A 17,957-nucleotide genomic window follows, 5' to 3' on the forward strand; every position below is an offset into this window, starting at 1 on the left:
GGAGCGCAGCGTACGTTTTGGGTACGTGAGCACCACAAGGCCAAGCTGAATTCAAAATTCGACGTCGACTAAGCCCACAGTATAACCTCGTGATCAAAGTCGTATTTTTGAACTACCATTCCAATAAAGGTTCAAAATTCGGCTTTCAGCACCAAGAAGCTTGAAAGAAGCGCAGGCCTGAGGAGCGCAGCGTACGTTTTGGGTACGTGAGCACCACAAGGCCAAGCTGAATTCAAAATTCGACGTCGACTAAGCCCACAGTATAACATCGTGATCAAAGCCGAACTATTTGAACTACCTCTTCAATAAAGGTTCAAAAATTCGGCTTTCAGCACCGAGAAGTTTGAAAGAAGCGCAGGCCTGAGGAGCGCAGCGTACGTAGTGGGTACGTGAGCACCACAAGGCCAAGCTGAATTCAAAATTCGACGTCGACTAAGCCCACAGTATAACCTCGTGATCAAAGCTGAACTTTTTGAATTACCTCTTATACCATGGTGCTTTTAGTTTGCTTTTTATCCCCAACACCGCATCAATCTCCTTCACACGCTTACTGATCGTCGTGATGCTCGTTCCATAGCGAACAGCAGCTTCATGATACGTAATCGGCTTATTGTACAGCTTAGCTGTCAAATACTCCAAAGCGGCTGCCCAAGCCTCCAGCTTAGTTAGCTTGGATGTCGATACATAGCCCTTGGATAGATAGTTGATCCATAGCGTGATCATGTCATGCTGCCAGATGGCATTATAACGCCTCGCTGTATGTGCAAGCGAAAGCTCTGCTACTCTCTCCCATAGCGGATCACAATCTGCGAGATTGCTGCTGCTTTCCAATGTTGGCACACGCTGCGCATCAACCTGCATCAGCTTGCCTCCAAGCATAACATCGAACGCATCCTCCATGCCCATGGATCGCAGGGCATACATCACAAGACGCTTAACGTAATCATCCTCGTCCTGCTTCAGTAAATATTGCTTTAGCATGTCTTCAACTGCGGCATCATAGCATACATCCAGGTCATTAATAGCTTTTAGCTTTGCTTCACGATCACTATATTGAAAGGCCCAGAACAAATATGCTCGCTTGAATATAGACTCAAGCTGTTCGCCTCGTTCCCTTGCCTGCTGCTCCCATGCCTCCACCTGTTCTTCTACCGTACTAAAGTAGCTGTACGATAGTGAAGGCTGAAGCGGCAATCCTGGCTTCATTTGCTTAAGCAATATTAAGAAGAACTGCGGGAGCTGTGACTGCTCATCCATGCTGCGCGTCATCAGCCAAAACTTCTCTGCCAGCTCTAGCTTACCGATATTGCAAGCCGCGACAGCTGCAAAGTGGCTAATGCAAGGGTCCTTTTTCGCCTCCCCCTGCTTCGTTAGGCGCTGAAAGTGTCGCAGTGCTGCAGCATGCTCCTTCACGATGCCCATCGTTGTTGCCAGCTTAAACAGATGCTCTTGATAGAACGGGTCCAGCTTAGTAAGCATAGCAACTAGCGGTTTAAGCTTATCTTGGCTACCCTCATAATGGTAGAAGATTGCCAGGTTACATAATGCATGCAAATTTGCGGGATCCTGCTTCAGCACAGCTTCAATCGCTTGCTTAGCGTCGTTAGTCATACCAACATAGTAATAGGCCAATGCAAGATTGTTATGAGCTGCTAGAAAGTCTGGTGTTTCCTCGGTTATCGTCTCCAACAAACGGATAGCCTCAAGAAACTTTCCTTCTTCAAGCATCTCTCGAGCACGAATATGCTCATACACACCAGCTCTAGCCTTTACCTTCGTTAGAGGTGTCGGCCGCTCTAGCTCATATTGAAGGAGCTCAATCATTTCCTCGGCTTCCTCTAGAAAGTGACCTTCCTCATCCTCTTGCAAATAATGAAGAAGCTCTCGCTCTGCTTCTTCAAAGTACTCCATATTCGCAAAATTATTTGCCATGTAAAAATGGCACTCGGTCATATCTGGGTCGATCTCATTAATTACCTTTTGAAGTATATGATTAGATTCACCGTACTTGCCAATCTCTGATAGCACGCCGGCCATATTGCAATAATTTATAGGATTATTTGGTTCGTAATCAACAGCTTTTTGGAAGTATTTAAGTGCCTTGTCATAATGGAAACGGTCCAAGGAGCGAATGGCTCTCTCATAAAATAAATTAGCATCAAGCTGTAGTAATGTAATTCCGTGCTGTTCTCCTGATACTTTCTTGTTTTTCTTCATGGTCAAGGCACCTCCTTTTTTAATACGTCAATTATAGCACAGTCCCAACCGAACATATAATGACAAATAAAAAACCGCGGATGACTATTGTCAATCCGCAGTTTAATCCGTTTCCCATCACAGCCCATTGTTTTTGAACAATACGCTAATGGAACCACCATCAATAATAATTTTTGTAGCCTCTGCTAGAAGCGGAGCTACTGTTAATACTTTAAAGCGATCAGGTGTATCATTTGGCAACGCGATCGTGTCTGTTACAATGACTTCCTTGATGCTTGGATGATCTAGTCGTTTAATCGCATCGCCCGAGAATAGTGGGTGAGTTGCGCAGACGTAAACATCCTCTGCACCATGCTCCTTTAAGCTTTCAACAACATTAATGATTGTACCGCCAGTATCAATCATATCCTCTATAATGATCGGTGTTTGTCCAGCGACATCACCAATAACATGCGTAATCGATGATTCATTGTGGGCAGAACGCTTTTTAATCATAATAGCGAATGAAGTATCCAAATAATTCGCAAGCTTTTCAGCTGTTGTCGCGCGTCCAGCATCTGGAGATACGACGACCGGATTTTTAATATTTTTCGCTTTCAGATGAGCACTAATTAGATCTAATGCCGTCATATGATCAACTGGAATATTGAAGAATCCTTGAATAGCCGGGGCATGGAGGTCAATAGTAATGACACGTGTAGCACCAACTGTTGTTAACACGTCGGCAAGCATCTTAGCCGAGATTGGTTCACGCGGAGCTGCTTTTCTCTCCTGTCGCGCATAGCCGTAATACGGCATTATAATATTAATTGTACGCGCGGATGCACGTTTTGCCGCATCAATCATAACGAGCAGCTCAACAAAGTGCTCATTAATTGGATGGGAAAACGATTGAACTAGAAAAACGTCACAATTTCGAATCGTTTCCTCATAGTGTACATAGATCTCACCACTTTTGAAGCGAGATAATTTAATAGCTCCTAATGGCATTCCCAGATGTTCACTGATCTTTTGAGCTAAAGCCGGATTGGACGAGCCCGAAAAAATACGCACTTTGTCGCTTAACATGATACCCTCCTGAGTACTTCAAACATATAAATTAAATGTAAACGAAGCATTTCTACTTGTCCTATTATACATTGAATTTTTCAGAATTCAAAAAGAAATAGTACTATTTTTCGACAAAATGAAAAATTTAACGCATTTTATTCGTTGTTGGCTTTCCATGTCGATCTTTTAATTCGCCTAAAATCGCGTCAAACGGAAGTCCACGCTCACGCAGCAAAACCATAAGATGGAATATAAGATCACTTGCTTCTGCTCGCAGCTCATCATTATCTTTGTTCTTTGCAGCAATGATAACCTCCGCAGCTTCCTCTCCGACCTTTTTCAGTATTTTATCGACACCTTTGTCGAATAGATAGGTCGTATAGGTTCCTTCTGGTCTTTCAGCGAAACGCTGAGCAATCGTTGTCTCCAGCTGTCCAAGCATAGCAAAACGATCACTACCTTCTGAGGCTGCTGAAGCCTCTTGCTGTCCACCTTCAAGCTGTAACGGCTGTGTAAAGCAGCTATAGCTTCCTGTATGACAAGCAGGACCGATCTGCTCAACCTTAACTAGCAATGTATCTCCATCGCAGTCATAGCTCATGCTCGTGATGCGTTGCTTATGCCCGCTCGTAGCCCCTTTATTCCATAGCTCATTACGCGATCTACTCCAGAACCAAGTATATCCCGTTTCCTGAGATAGCTTTAATGATTCCTCATTCATGTAGGCAAGCATAAGCACTTCTTTGCTTTGTGCATCTTGAACAACGGCAGGAACAAGACCGCTGGCATCCCATTTAATCTCACTTAAACTCATCGCACCTCTACCCCTTTTGCTCGCAGATCTTCCTTCACTTCAGCGATAGTCATTTCTTTATAGTGAAAAATTGTCGCTGCAAGAGCTGCATCTGCCTTTGCTTGCTGAAATACTTCAGCGAAATGCTCAACTTTACCCGCTCCTCCAGAGGCAATCACTGGTATGCCTACACTTTCACTCACTGCCTTCGTCAAAGCAATGTCGAAGCCATCCTTCGTTCCATCTGCATTCATGCTCGTTAGCAGAATCTCACCCGCTCCAAGCTCTTCCACTTTTGCAGCCCATTCTACCGCGCGTAGTCCTGCTGGCTTGCGTCCGCCATGCGTATAGACTTCCCAATCCTGCCACTCATCATTATATCGAGCATCAATCGCCACAACGATACATTGAGCGCCAAAGCGGCGAGAGCCCTCTGTAATTAACTCTGGATTCAGTACAGCAGCGGTATTTATTCCAATTTTGTCTGCACCTGCGCGTAGAATGCGTGTCATATCGTCCACGCTCGAGATTCCCCCGCCAACCGTAAATGGAATCTTAATCTCTCCAGCAGTGCGCTTTACGACATCAACCATCGTTGCACGACCTTCTACAGAAGCTGAAATATCTAGAAATACTAGCTCGTCTGCGCCTTCCTGATCATAGGTTGCAGCTAGCTCTACAGGGTCCCCAGCATCTCTCAAATTAACAAAGTTAACCCCTTTTACAACACGCCCATCCTTTACATCCAAGCACGGAATAATTCTCTTTGCCAACATCTATACGCCTCCTTCTCAGGTCTAACACCTGTTCATCGTTCATCGTCCAAGCTCATACTGCTATATCTAAGCAGCCTCACTCCTGCACACTAAACAGGTAAGCTGCGTGCTGACAATGCTAAAAAGTTTCGAAGCAGCTCCATGCCTAGCTCTCCACTTTTTTCAGGGTGAAACTGCATACCATACACATTTTCATTAGCTACAATTGCCGTCACAGGACCATAGTAGTCACCTGTCGCTAGAAGATTCTGCTTATTGTCAACGAGCGCATGATAGGAATGAACAAAGTACACATGACCTTCCTCCAGCGAGCTGAATAACGGAGATGACTGTAAGAACGTTAGCTTATTCCAGCCCATGTGCGGGATCTTGAAATCCCCTTGAAATTTCACCACTTTGCCCTGCAGCAGACCAAGACCTTGGTGCAAGCCATATTCCTCACTCTGCTCGAATAGCAGCTGCATACCTAGACAAATACCAAGCATCGGCTTCCCTGAAGCGGCATACTGCTTAGCTACCTCGCCTAAGCCTGTTTCGTTAAGATTATGCATCGCATCACCAAATGCACCAACGCCCGGTAATATGACAGCATCGGCAGACAGAATTTGATCAGGTTGGTCGGTTGAAATTACCTCATAGCCTAGTCGTTCTATTGCCTTACTTACCGAGTGTAAATTACCCATTCCATAATCAATAATCGCGATCATATAAAACCCCCTTCTCTTTCCCCAAATTCAGCTTAAAGAACACCTTTAGTAGAAGGAACACCTTGAACACGAGGGTCTATGCTTGTCGCTTCATCCAGTGCACGACCTAGCGCCTTGAACACGGCTTCAATCATATGATGCGTATTCGAGCCGTAGTGAACAATAACATGTAAGGTAATCCGAGACTCTAATGCGAATTTCCATAAAAATTCGTGTACAAGATCAACCGCAAAGCTGCCTACAACGGAGGATGGATATTCCGCACGATATTCAAAATGTGGACGATTACTAATATCAACAATGACCTGAGCCAATGCTTCATCCATTGGTACAAATACGCTTGCGGTACGTTTAATGCCTGCTTTATCTCCTAGAGACTGCAGCAAGGCTTGACCAAGACAAATACCAATATCCTCAACCGTATGATGGTCGTCAATTTCGATATCGCCCTTCGCATTAACCGATAAATTAAAATGTCCATGCTTCGTAAACGCATCGAGCATATGGTTCAAGAAAGGCACATCGGTTTCGATCTGTGCATCTCCCGTACCGTCAACAGCCAAGTTCAGCTTAATATCTGTTTCCTTCGTTGTACGAACAATCGAAGCTTCACGTTTATTCATATCCGTCATCTTTATCTCCATCCTCTTCTTTGCATATGGTTTTGAGATTCACTCGCGGTGCAGAATGCCTCTTTTACTTCGAGCTTTCTGCTATTGGACTAGAGCTTGAAGCTGCTTCTAGTATTATAGCTTCTGCTTTCATAGCAACAGCCAGCTTAAAGCTGAGACAGCTTCAAGCTAGCTATAGATTGCATATTTATACTTCCTTACTCAAACGCACCTCGATAGCGCGAGCATGCCCTTCAAGTCCCTCATGACGTGCGAGCGTCATAATTTTATGTCCATTTTCAAGCAATGCCTGCTTACTATAACGAATGATGCTTGATTTTTTAATAAAGTCATCGACATTGACAGGCGAAGAGAATCTCGCGGTGCCATTTGTAGGAATAATATGATTCGGCCCTGCAAAGTAATCACCAACTGGCTCAGAGCTATAAGGACCAATAAAGATTGCACCTGCATTCTCAATATAGCTTAACAGAGACATTGGATCCTCAGTAATAATTTCTAAATGCTCAGGAGCAAGCTGATTGACAACGCTGAGGCCTTCCTCCATATTTTCAGTTAACAGCACAGCCCCATATTGCTCAATCGATGCTGCTGCGATGCCTGCACGCGGCAAGCTAGCTAGCTGTATATCCACCTCAGCAATGACCGCATTCGCCAGCTTCTCCGACGATGTTACAAGAATTGCTGAAGCCATCTCATCATGCTCAGCCTGTGATAGAAGGTCTGCGGCGATATATGCTGGATCAGCAGTGTCATCCGCAAGCACAACAATTTCGCTTGGACCCGCAATGCTGTCAATATCGACTACGCCATACACCGCACGCTTAGCAAGCGCCACGTAAATATTGCCTGGTCCACATATTTTATCAACGGGTGCAATCGATTCCGTACCATAGGCAAGCGCAGCTATCGCTTGTGCGCCTCCTACACGATACAGCTCCTTCACACCAGCTTCTGCTGCAGCTACAAGAATGTATGGATCAATACCAGCCTTACCACCTGTCGCAGGAGGCGTCACCATGACGATTTCTGGCACACCCGCTACCTGTGCAGGGATAACATTCATAAGAACAGAGGAAGGATACGCTGCCTTGCCTCCTGGTACATATACGCCAACACGCTTTAGTGGACGAATCAATTGACCTAGCATCGTTCCGTCTGGTGATAGATCCATCCATGAATTGCGAAGCTGCTTCTCATGAAAGCGACGAATGTTAACCGCTGCTTCACGGATTGCCTCTAGAAAAGCTTGATCCACCTGACTATAGGCTGCTTGGATTTCCTCCTCTGTTACGCGGAGCTGATCTGCCGACAGCTTTACACCATCCAGCTTTTCCGTATACTGCAGCAATGCTTCGTCACCTTTTGCTTTTACATCAGCTACAATTTTTTGAGCGTCTGCATTTTGCTCAGGCGTACCGTATTCCACTTCACGTTTCAAGCCAAACTGCTCAGGCTTTAACAATTTCATACTCATATCGATTCTACATCCTCTCTAGCCGCGTGAGGCAAGCGTTTGTTGCAAAAGATCACACAGGCTTTGAATCCGTTCATTTTTCATTCGATAGCTTACACGATTCGCAATTAAACGACTTGTAATGCCAAATATTTCAGTTTGTTCAACGAGGCCATTTTCTCGAAGCGTCTGGCCTGTTTCGACCATATCGACAATTCGATCTGCAAGCCCAATCATTGGAGCAAGCTCGATGGAGCCGTTCAGCTTAATAACCTCTACCTGCTGTCCAAGCTCACGAAAATAAGCTGAAGCAACATTAGGATATTTCGTTGCTACACGTGGATGTATTGTCGGCTTCCAGTCTGGAAGTGCAATGACACTCATTCGGCATTTCGCGATACCAAGATCAAGCAGCTCATATACATCCTTATTCTCTTCCATCAGCACATCTTTACCTACTATGCCAATATCAGTGACACCGTACTCTACATAAGTCGGAACATCGACTGGCTTCGCCATAATAAATTCCATCTTAGCATCTGGCAGCTCAATAATAAGCTTACGCGTGTCATCATATTCTGTAGGAATTGGAAGGCCTGCCTTACGGAATAAGTCCGAGGCTTGCTTGTATATACGGCCCTTTGGCATCGCTACCTTCAATACTTGCTGTTCATTTCCGCTCATTTGGCACCTGCTCCCTTCTCAGTAAAGGCGATCACATCAGCATATAATCTTCCCTCGTAGCTTGTTGTACGTCCATCTTTTACAATCGAGGACAGCTCCTGAGCACCGCTTAACTTGCTCGTTATTACAGCCTGACCTGCTTGGCGCATAGCCTGGGCACGTTGAATCGCTTCGCTGCGACTATATTCATCATAGACAATGATCGTCGGAAGCACCTCTTCGTTTTGCTCCAAATCAAGCAGCTCTAGAATGCGCGTCGTTTTAATAGCAAAGCCTGTAGCAGGTGCAGGATGACCAAATCCATCAAGTAATGTATCATAGCGTCCACCACTAACAACTGGAAAACCTAGATCCGCTGCATATCCCTCAAAGGTCATACCTGTATAATAAGAAAAATCACCGATCATCGTTAGATCAATCAATACATGCTCCGTCACATCATAAGCTTTAAGCACGGCCCATACTTGGCACAAATGCTCAATTGCAGCACGAGCAGTCTCGTTGCTGCTTACACGCAGCGCACGCTCGCATGTTTCTTCTCCGCCTCTTAGACGAAGGAGGTCTGCCAGCTCTTTGCTAATCTCAGATGATAAATTAAGCTTATTGAGTAAATCCTTGTAGCCGACATAGTTGCGGCTAAGCAGCATCTCTTTAAGTGCAGCTTGATCCTCTGGACGATCCTGCAGTGCATCCTCGAGTAAGCCGTTCAAAAAGCCAACATGCCCAATTGCAATCTTAAAGCGTTCAATGCCCGCAGCCTTTAATGAAGCAATCGCTAGAGCGATAACCTCGGCATCAGCTTCTGCAGAGCCATCACCTACCAGCTCAACGCCTGTCTGATAAAACTCAGCCTCACGGCCAGCCTCCTCTTCAATCGAGCGAAAAACATTCGCGTGATACGAAAGGCGCAGCGGCATTGCTTGATCTTTAAGCAGGGAAGAGACGACTCGCGCAATTGGAGCAGTCATATCCGAGCGCAGAACCATCGTCGTCCCACGATTATTTAGTAGCTTAAACAGCTTGGCATCCGAGGTAGCACTTGCTACACCTACCGTATCGTAAAACTCCATTGTAGGAGTCATGATTTGCTCATAGCCCCAGCTCTCCATACATCCTAGAACGCGGTGCTCAATAGCACGCAGCTTCTTTACAACATCAGGCAAATAATCTCTAAAGCCAATTGGTTTTTCAAATACTTTTGGTTTAGGCATACCGTTCTCCTCAGTTCTTTATTATATTAAAGCGTTAACTTGTTACCATGCTAACAAAATAAAGGTTTTTGATATCTTAGCATGTTGCATGCGGCTTCGTCAAGTAACGAGCAAGCAAATGCCACGTATGCAGCTATGTCTCCAACTGAATAAGGCATGAAGCCGGCTTTACCAGCTTCATGCCTATAACGTTGCTTATTTCCCCTCACGAATAACTTGCATTGGATTACCGCCAACGAAGCTGTATGGAGCTACATCTTTATGTACGACAGAGCCAGCAGCTACAACGGCATGATCGCCAATTGTAATACCCGGAAGAATCGTACAGTTCGCCCCTATCATCACATTGGAGCCAATGTTTACTTCTCCTAGTCGATATTCGTGAATTAAGTACTCGTGCGTTAGGATCGTCGTATTATAGCCAATAATGCTATTATCTCCTACCGTTATTTTCTCTGGAAAAAACACATCAACCATCACCATGAGGGCGAATGACGTCGTCTTGCCTACCTTCATCCCTAGCATTTTCCGATAAATCCAATTTTTCATAGGGAGAATCGGACAATATCTGGCTAGCTGAATACATATAAAATTACGAACAGCTTTCCATGGGCTAACGGTAGAGTAAACTTGCCATAATGCATTGGGCCCCTTTGTTGGATAGCGAGTTATTTTCCGCAAGGTTAACGACGCTCCAATCCTACAATATCAACTAGCTCATTCATCGTTTGGATAACATAATGTGCGCCTACGTCGCGAAGCACCTGGCCTCCTTTAAGAGACCATGCAACACCTACCGTTGTAACACCTGCCTGAACACCTGATTCAATATCCATCGTGCTATCACCAACCATTATCGTACGAGCAGGGTCTGCGCCAAGCGCTTCAATCGCTTTAAGTACAGGCTCTGGATGAGGCTTAGCGTTCTCAACATCATCAATCGTAATAACGACGTCCATGTATTTCGCAATATCGGTAAAGGCAAGACCTTTATCGGTTGTCAGTCTCATTTTTGTAGTGACCACACCCAATTTAATGTTCTCACGATGCAATATTGCCAGCACATCCTCAACTTGGTCAAAAAGCTTTACATATTCATCATGTAATCGAAGATTTACCTCTCGATAAGCTTCAATAAGATGATCGACTTTCTCTAAGCCTGAGAATCGTCTCATCTGATCCTCTAATGGCGCTCCCATCGAAGGAATAATATGCTCGCGGTTAAAGCCTTCGTCAACCGTTCCCTTGAGTGCATGCAAAAATGAAGCAATAATTAACTCATTCGTATCTAGTATCGTTCCATCCAAATCAAATAGTACTGTATCGTAAGCTCTCATAGCTGCCTCCTATCCGTGCGGTCTAGTCGCCGCCTCCACCACCATCAGATCCGCCGCTGTCTCCACCGCTGCTATGTCCGCTGCTGCTGTCTGCAGAGGATTGCTGGTCGTCTGTTGTTTCTGTATTTGAGTTTGTCTTCTCTTTCGATTGATTTGCCGATGCATGCGAGGAATCTCCAACAACGGCTCCTGATTGATCTTTATTATTTTTCTTATTGTTCGCAATTTTATGATTCATAGCATTTTTTTCGGTAGCATTCTCTGCTTCTGCTTGCTGCTTCGTATTAACCATCGGATCAACATAGCGAGCTTTGGCGAAGCCTGCTGTACGACGAACGATGATAAAGACGATAACCGCTATAACAAGCAGCAATGCAAGCAGCTGTGAGCTGCGAACGTTGCCATACGCCGGATCTAAATAACCAAGCTCAAATACGGCAGTCATCGGAGACCACAAGCCATTAACTAGATCAACAAGCCATTGCGGTCCTGAGAATGCTAGTGAATCCGTCCGCAATGCTTCGATATAGAAACGACCAATAGAATACCAGCCAATATAAGCAGCCAGAAGTTCACCTTCGCGTAGGAATCGTTGTCTGCGAATAATGAATAATATAATCAAGCCAACAAGACTCCATATCGATTCATATAAGAAGGTCGGATGAACATAGGTTCCATTAATAAACATATGGTCAACAATAAAGCTCGGGATATGTAATGTTTCTCTTAAAAATGACTCCTCAACTGGTCCACCATAAGCCTCTTGGTTAACAAAATTCCCCCAGCGGCCGATCATCTGACCAATTAATAACGATGGAGCACATATATCAGCAATTCGCCAAAAGCGATAGCCTTTTGCCCGACTGAAAAAGTATCCGCACACTAAGGCGCCAATAATTGCACCATAGATGGCGATACCGCCGTTCCAAATTTTAATAATATCGCCTAGATTGTCTTTATAGTAGTCCCATTGAAAGGCAACGTAGTAAATACGAGCAAAAATAATTGCAGTTGGCGCTCCGATCAACAATAAATCCATAAAAAAATCAGATTTAATGCCAAAACGCTTACCCTCCTGAATAGCTAGCAGCAGTCCTGCCACCGCTCCCAAGGCAAGTATGACTCCATACCATCTAATGGATAAAGAGCCAATCTCAAATATCACGGGATTAATCAATAATATTCACCCTTCCTTATCAGTTACATCTGCCAATAATAACAAACGTATTATAGCATAGTTAGAGGTGGTCATAACAAATTCACCTCCAAGACGTCAATCCTGCTTTGCTTTCGACTTGGAGGTGATTATGTAGTTATTAACTTTTAACGCTGCCCCATCATTTCTTTCGTAGGACCTTCTACTGGCGGTACGTTAAGCCCTGCTTGACGTAGCAATACCGTCATTTGACCACGATGATGGGTTTGATGCCCAATAAGCTTTGCTAGCATCTTGCCTTTTGTCGTTGGCCCTGTGAAGCCTTGAACCTCAGTCAGCAGATCCTCTTCAGTTAACTTCTCTGCTTCCTTAAGAATCGCATTAGCGATAATTTCATAGCGGTGTGTGATTTCCACTACACTGGATGGAACAGGCTCATCTCTTTTCGGACAAGGTACATCAAGACCGATGACATGCTTTGCAATAGATCCAGCAGCGCTGGTTAAGTGCCAAGCAAGCCAGCCTAATGAATTGTGCCCTTCAACAATACTTACGTCTAATTTGTCGTTAGTCATTGCCTTAAATACAGATAAGGTTCCTCCTGCATTCTCATGCCAATCTTGTAAGAAATCTTCAACTACACGATACATTGCGCACTCGCCTTCTTTCTATTTATATATGATATTGCTTTGTACATACAGCTTTAATCATAATCTTCCATATCGTCTGCAATCGTTTCTGTAAGCTTGTTCGTAAACTGTAATGCTGCATTGTAGCCCATACGCTTCAACCTGAAATTCATCGCTGCCACTTCAATGATAACAGCTAAATTTCGCCCAGGTCGAACCGGAATTGTAACAAGTGGGACATTGGTTTCGATAATTTGCGTGGTCTCTTCATCAAGTCCGAGTCGATCATACTGCTTGTCTTGTTGCCAGTTTTCAAGACGAATAACAAGTCCTATACGTTTTTGCGTTCGTACTGCCCCAGCACCAAACAATGTCATAACGTTAATAATACCGAGTCCTCTAATCTCCAGCAGGTGACGAATAAGCTCTGGTGCAGTACCCGTTAGCTTGCCGTCTGCTGTTTGGCGAATTTCAACTGCATCGTCAGCGATTAATCGGTGTCCGCGTTTTACTAGCTCGAGAGCTGTTTCACTTTTACCGATACCACTTCCGCCTGTAATAAGCATACCTACTCCGTAAACGTCAACTAATACACCATGGATTGTTGCTGTTGGAGCGAGTTGGTTTTCGAGGAAGTCTGTTATGCGGCTAGAGAGAATCGTTGTTGCAATCGAACTACGTAGAACAGGAATATTTAATTCGTTAGAGTTCTCAATCAATTCTGCTGGTGGTTCTAGTCCCCGGGTAATAATAATACACGGCGTTTCATCAGAACATATTTTACGCATCCGTTCTCTGCGCTCTTCACTTGTAAGCATATTGATAAAGGATATCTCCGTACGCCCTAGTAGTTGAATACGCTCGCTCGGATGATAGTGGAAATAGCCTGCCATTTCCAATCCTGGTCGATATAGATCATCTACCGTAATCAATCTTTTTTGTCCATCTTCACCAGATAAAATTTCAAGCTGGAAATGTCTAACTAAATCTGCCACCTTTACTTTTTTCGGCATACATGCATCCTCCTTAGAAAACAAGTACAGCGATGTTACTATTTCCATCGTATAGTAAAAAGAAACGAAACGCAACGTTTTAGCTATTCAAAAAATAAAGCCCCACCGCAGATCGCTGCAGTGAGGCCTTACTAACATATGAATGATAAATTAGTTCTCGAAAATGTTAAGCTCAGTTTCTTTGTCGAACAAATGAGCTTTGTTCATGTCGATTGCAAGCTTAACTGTTGCACCATCACGAAGAGTAGAACGACCGTCTACACGAGCGATTACAGACTCTGTACCGATTCCGTTAAGGTATAGGTACATTTCGTGACCAAGGTTCTCAGCAACCTCGATGTTCGCAGTTACAATTGTTTTTGGTGAAGCTTCAAGGAATACTGGCTCTTCATGAAGATCCTCTGGACGAACGCCTAGAACAACTTCTTTACCAATATGGCCTTTAGAACGTAGAACTGCTGCTTTACCTTCTGGTACAACTACATCTACGCCAGTAGCTTTGAAGTGTACTTCGCCAGCTTGCTCAGAAAGCGTACCGCTGATGAAGTTCATCGATGGAGAACCGATGAAACCTGCAACGAAGATGTTAACTGGGTGGTTGTACAGTTCTTCTGGAGAAGCTGTTTGTTGAATGAAACCGTCTTTCATAACAACGATACGGTCACCCATTGTCATTGCCTCGATTTGGTCATGCGTTACGTAGATTGTTGTAGTCTCTAGACGTTTAGTCAATTTAGAGATCTCCGCGCGCATCTGACCACGAAGTTTAGCATCCAAGTTGGAAAGCGGCTCATCCATTAGGAATACTTGAGGCTCACGAACGATCGCACGACCAAGTGCAACACGCTGACGCTGACCACCAGATAGAGCCTTAGGCTTACGATCTAGCAAATGTTCAATATCAAGAATTTTAGCTGCTTCACGAACGCGTTTGTCGATATCAGCTTTTTTGAATTTACGAAGTTTAAGACCGAACGCCATGTTTTGATAAACGTTCATATGCGGGTACAATGCATAGGATTGGAATACCATCGCGATATCGCGATCTTTTGGAGCTACGTCGTTCACTAAACGATCACCGATGTAAAGTTTACCTTCAGAAATTTCTTCAAGACCAGCGATCATACGAAGTGTTGTGGATTTACCGCAACCAGATGGACCAACTAGTACCAAGAACTCTTTATCTTTGATGTCAAGATTTACATCCGTTACAGAAGCTCTGTCGCTTCCTGGGTATCTTTTATAAATGCCTTCTAAACGTACGCCTGCCATGTGTATTTCCCCCTAAAGTGAAATTTTCTTATAGACCTATCTTATCCTAAGTCCCACTTGATGACTATGCACATACCTTACAAAAAAATTAATGCGTTTTCGTAACTTTGTACAATAACAATATAATCTTTACTAAAACCGCATCCCGGAACAGTCTTACATCAAGCCCTGTTTCCTGTTTCAGCTTGTCTAGACGATACAGCAGCGTATTTCGGTGAATATACAGCTTTTTCGCTGTTTCACTTACGTTGCAATCTAAGCTAAAAAATGTATCAAGGGTCGCGAGCATTTCAGGTTCAACAAAAAGCTCTGCTCGCTTTAGCGATTGCTCCAAATACTTTTGACGCTGAGGCTCTGGAATTGCATAAAGAAGTGATTCCAAGCGTAAATTCCATGGTAGATGTATGTTGCTGCTTGGATGGAATTTACGTCCGATATGTATGGAGTCACGTAGTGTCGTCACGGTCTCAATCATGAGCTTAGCAGGAGCTGCAGGATAAGTAATAGCCAGCTGACTCTCCCCCAGCCACTCTGACGCTAGCATATCATGCAGAGCATGGACAATATTCGTTAAAATGTCTTCTAGCGTTTCATCCTCTTCATGCTCTAATTCACTGCCTTCCTCATCCTTCAGCAGCGTTACTGGTCCCCATATGAGCCATTCATCATGACCTAATGGAATAAGTAAGGAATCCTCAGATAAGAAGGAGCGAAGCAGCTTGTCTAGCTCAGCATAGCTTCCTTTATATTGACTTGAGCCATCTGCTACAAGCAGTATTGGAAGCATTTCATTGTATAATGTATTCGCTAATACTAAGTGATCAGGAATATAGCCTGTCTTCGTTCCTTGGGCAATTTGACTTTGAAGCCATTCTCCAAGCTTCGTTGCTTGCTTTTCCTGCTTAGACATCCCTGCATATTGATGCTCAATATTTAGGTTGGGTCTATTGAATATAAGCATAGCGATCAGTTGCATCTCCGTTGAGCTTAGCTTCCGCTGTATGAACTCTAGGACCTCACAATAATCGGCATGCAGCTCTTTAATTAACCATATATCTTGATCTCCTTCTATGTATTGTCCCTTTTCAATTGTAGCATTTTCAAATGAAGGACCCATAAACTTGTACATATCCTCAAGACTACGATTGCTCGTGATGACAGAGCAATTAAGTATATATTCGAGCTGCTTCTGCAGATCATTGGAACTCATAAGCGGCACACTCCTATTTCTCTGTTTGTATACTACTATTGTATCATAATATTTTTATTATCATGAGCATCAGTAACAGGCTTATTCACTGACATTAGGCTTTATGCGTTTGTCGTACCTATGCCAGCTGCTCTGAAAGTTGAGTATAGTCAGTAGTAACCTAGGGTAGAGGCTAGATGTTTTAGTGATTTTGGCGCTTTTACTGCTTTTACTGCTTTTACTGCTTTTACTGCTTTTACTGCTTTTACTGCTTTTACTGCTTTTCGTGTTCTTTAATACCTTATGTGCCTCTGCGATTTTAGGGTAGCTTGAGCTTTCTTGACGCACTTTCAGCTTCATGTTACGCTTGTTCCATATTCATGCATGTTAATGATAAATACATATATATATTGGATTGGAGGAGCTTTTGTAATGTCCAAAGTTGTTATATTATCAGGGAGTCCCAGTGCTAGTTCACGCTTGAATGGCATGGTCAATTTTGTACGGAAAACTCTTGCCGAAGCTGGATTAAACACTGCTATTATTGAGGTCGTGGACTTGCCACCCGAGGATCTTGTGTATGCAAACTTTAACAGCCCAACTATACTCGCGGCTAATGAGCTTATTGCTGCAGCAGATGCTGTTGTTATCGCTAGTCCGGTATATAAAGCATCGTATACTGGAGTACTAAAAGCTTATATTGATCTGCTACCGCAGAAAGGCTTTGAAAAGAAGCTAATAGCTCCCGTATTCATCGCTGGATCCATGGCTCATATGCTTGTCGTAGACTATGCACTTAAACCAGTGCTTGCTTCAATGGGTGCAACTCATTTTACAAAAACGGTATACGCTACTGACGACAGCATTACACGTGAACAGGATAAAGATGGTCAATATCGATTTACGATCGAGGAGAGTATTGAAGCTCGTCTGCAAGGCATTGCAGATGAACTCATTGAGTACTTAAAATAATTTATTCAACATATAAGCTGCTATAAGAATAGATGCGTTTATCTTCTCTTATAGCAGCTGTTTTTATTAGGCGATCATTTTACTTTAAAACAAAAAAAGAGAGGAATCCCTCTCGATCATTTGTAAAAACTGGTGAGCCATGAAGGACTCGAACCTTCGACACCCTGATTAAAAGTCAGGTGCTCTACCAACTGAGCTAATGGCTCTTATTAGGAAATGGTGGAGGCTGATGGATTCGAACCACCGAACTCGTAGAGAGCAGATTTACAGTCTGCCGTGTTTAGCCACTTCACTAAGCCTCCACATGGATTGAATGGTGGCTCGGGACGGAATCGAACCGCCGACACGAGGATTTTCAGTCCTCTGCTCTACCGACTGAGCTACCGAGCCACATCTATACTTCCTATAAGAAAAAAAATGGCGGAGCTGACGAGATTCGAACTCGCGGTCTCCTGCGTGACAGGCAGGCATGTTAGGCCTCTACACCACAGCTCCGTATTAAATGGTGGAGGATGACGGGATCGAACCGCCGACCCTCTGCTTGTAAGGCAGATGCTCTCCCAGCTGAGCTAATCCTCCATATGGTAGCGGCGAAGGGGATCGAACCCCCGACCTCACGGGTATGAACCGTACGCTCTAGCCAGCTGAGCTACACCGCCACATTTTTTTGACTTGTCCATCTTACTCAATTCTTATGGACTTGTCAACTACTTTTGCTCAATAATTTCATTGAGCTTTTCAAGGTTTGAACCTTGAAAACTGGATATGAAAGTTGTGAATCTCCAAAGTAATCATTTAGGATAAGCCCTCGACCGATTAGTACTGGTCAGCTCCATGCATTGCTGCACTTCCACCCCCAGCCT

17 protein-coding genes and 6 tRNA genes are annotated in these 17,957 nt (G+C 44.0%); 1 reads left to right on the forward strand and 22 read right to left on the reverse strand.

The window, feature by feature from the left end:
- Positions 1-477: 477 nt before the first annotated feature.
- The 16 genes from M3180_RS20780 to M3180_RS20855 all read right to left on the reverse strand — a co-directional run bounded on the left by M3180_RS20780 (position 478) and on the right by M3180_RS20855 (position 16,143).
- The gene (locus M3180_RS20780) at positions 478-2,217 is read right to left on the reverse strand and encodes a tetratricopeptide repeat protein (protein ID WP_251671060.1); all 1,740 of its coding nucleotides are present in this window, start codon (positions 2,215-2,217) and stop codon (positions 478-480) included.
- A gap of 117 nt (positions 2,218-2,334) precedes the next feature.
- Positions 2,335-3,285, reverse strand: coding sequence for a ribose-phosphate diphosphokinase (locus tag M3180_RS20785; protein WP_251671062.1), 951 nt, complete (start codon positions 3,283-3,285; stop codon positions 2,335-2,337).
- A 127-nt stretch (positions 3,286-3,412) separates the two neighbouring features.
- A complete protein-coding gene (gene hisIE / locus M3180_RS20790; RefSeq protein WP_251671064.1) occupies positions 3,413-4,081 on the reverse strand; it encodes a bifunctional phosphoribosyl-AMP cyclohydrolase/phosphoribosyl-ATP diphosphatase HisIE in 669 nt (222 codons plus the stop codon).
- Positions 4,078-4,836, reverse strand: coding sequence for an imidazole glycerol phosphate synthase subunit HisF (gene hisF / locus M3180_RS20795; protein WP_251671066.1), 759 nt, complete (start codon positions 4,834-4,836; stop codon positions 4,078-4,080). Before hisF ends, hisIE begins: the two co-directional genes overlap by 4 nt.
- A gap of 89 nt (positions 4,837-4,925) precedes the next feature.
- On the reverse strand, positions 4,926-5,543 hold the full coding sequence (gene hisH, locus M3180_RS20800; protein ID WP_251671068.1) for an imidazole glycerol phosphate synthase subunit HisH: 618 nt from the start codon (positions 5,541-5,543) through the stop codon (positions 4,926-4,928).
- 32 nt (positions 5,544-5,575) lie between these two features.
- Positions 5,576-6,175, reverse strand: coding sequence for an imidazoleglycerol-phosphate dehydratase HisB (gene hisB, locus M3180_RS20805; RefSeq protein ID WP_251671071.1), 600 nt, complete (start codon positions 6,173-6,175; stop codon positions 5,576-5,578).
- A gap of 187 nt (positions 6,176-6,362) precedes the next feature.
- Positions 6,363-7,646 (reverse strand): histidinol dehydrogenase, encoded by a 1,284-nt coding sequence (hisD, locus tag M3180_RS20810; protein WP_251671094.1) that lies wholly within the window; start codon positions 7,644-7,646, stop codon positions 6,363-6,365.
- A 24-nt stretch (positions 7,647-7,670) separates the two neighbouring features.
- Complete coding sequence (hisG, locus tag M3180_RS20815) at positions 7,671-8,315, reverse strand: ATP phosphoribosyltransferase (RefSeq protein ID WP_251671073.1); 645 nt, start codon at positions 8,313-8,315, stop codon at positions 7,671-7,673.
- Positions 8,312-9,526, reverse strand: a complete 1,215-nt coding sequence (locus tag M3180_RS20820) for an ATP phosphoribosyltransferase regulatory subunit (protein ID WP_251671075.1) — start codon at positions 9,524-9,526, stop codon at positions 8,312-8,314. Before M3180_RS20820 ends, hisG begins: the two co-directional genes overlap by 4 nt.
- A 195-nt stretch (positions 9,527-9,721) precedes the next feature.
- On the reverse strand, positions 9,722-10,207 hold the full coding sequence (locus M3180_RS20825) for an acyltransferase (RefSeq protein ID WP_251671076.1): 486 nt from the start codon (positions 10,205-10,207) through the stop codon (positions 9,722-9,724).
- 2 nt (positions 10,208-10,209) lie between these two features.
- A complete protein-coding gene (ppaX, locus tag M3180_RS20830; RefSeq protein WP_251671079.1) occupies positions 10,210-10,863 on the reverse strand; it encodes a pyrophosphatase PpaX in 654 nt (217 codons plus the stop codon).
- A 22-nt stretch (positions 10,864-10,885) separates the two neighbouring features.
- Complete coding sequence (lgt, locus tag M3180_RS20835) at positions 10,886-12,046, reverse strand: prolipoprotein diacylglyceryl transferase (protein WP_251671096.1); 1,161 nt, start codon at positions 12,044-12,046, stop codon at positions 10,886-10,888.
- A 140-nt stretch (positions 12,047-12,186) separates the two neighbouring features.
- Entirely contained in the window at positions 12,187-12,669 is a 483-nt protein-coding gene (locus tag M3180_RS20840) for a DinB family protein (RefSeq protein ID WP_251671081.1), read from the reverse strand.
- A 53-nt stretch (positions 12,670-12,722) separates the two neighbouring features.
- Positions 12,723-13,661: an HPr(Ser) kinase/phosphatase gene (hprK, locus tag M3180_RS20845; RefSeq protein WP_251671083.1), complete on the reverse strand. Its 939-nt coding sequence runs from the start codon at positions 13,659-13,661 to the stop codon at positions 12,723-12,725.
- A 150-nt stretch (positions 13,662-13,811) separates the two neighbouring features.
- On the reverse strand, positions 13,812-14,933 hold the full coding sequence (locus M3180_RS20850) for an ABC transporter ATP-binding protein (protein ID WP_251671085.1): 1,122 nt from the start codon (positions 14,931-14,933) through the stop codon (positions 13,812-13,814).
- Between the two features lie 88 nt (positions 14,934-15,021).
- Entirely contained in the window at positions 15,022-16,143 is a 1,122-nt protein-coding gene (locus M3180_RS20855) for a PucR family transcriptional regulator (protein WP_251671086.1), read from the reverse strand.
- A 411-nt stretch (positions 16,144-16,554) separates the two neighbouring features.
- On the opposite strand from M3180_RS20855, the gene ssuE reads away from it, so the two are divergent.
- On the forward strand, positions 16,555-17,094 hold the full coding sequence (gene ssuE / locus M3180_RS20860; RefSeq protein WP_251671088.1) for an NADPH-dependent FMN reductase: 540 nt from the start codon (positions 16,555-16,557) through the stop codon (positions 17,092-17,094).
- Positions 17,095-17,224: 130 nt separating this feature from the next.
- Here the strand turns inward: ssuE and M3180_RS20865 are convergent.
- The 6 genes from M3180_RS20865 to M3180_RS20890 all read right to left on the reverse strand — a co-directional run bounded on the left by M3180_RS20865 (position 17,225) and on the right by M3180_RS20890 (position 17,753).
- A tRNA-Lys gene (locus M3180_RS20865) sits at positions 17,225-17,300 on the reverse strand.
- An 11-nt stretch (positions 17,301-17,311) separates the two neighbouring features.
- A tRNA-Tyr gene (locus tag M3180_RS20870) sits at positions 17,312-17,396 on the reverse strand.
- 12 nt (positions 17,397-17,408) lie between these two features.
- Positions 17,409-17,484 (reverse strand) — tRNA-Phe (locus M3180_RS20875).
- 28 nt (positions 17,485-17,512) lie between these two features.
- Positions 17,513-17,589 (reverse strand) — tRNA-Asp (locus M3180_RS20880).
- 8 nt (positions 17,590-17,597) lie between these two features.
- A tRNA-Val gene (locus M3180_RS20885) sits at positions 17,598-17,673 on the reverse strand.
- Positions 17,674-17,676: 3 nt separating this feature from the next.
- Positions 17,677-17,753, reverse strand: a tRNA-Met gene (locus M3180_RS20890).
- Between the last annotated feature and the right edge of the window lie 204 nt (positions 17,754-17,957).

Source organism: Paenibacillus camelliae (assembly GCF_023715345.1).
GTDB lineage: Bacteria > Bacillota > Bacilli > Paenibacillales > Paenibacillaceae > Pristimantibacillus > Pristimantibacillus camelliae.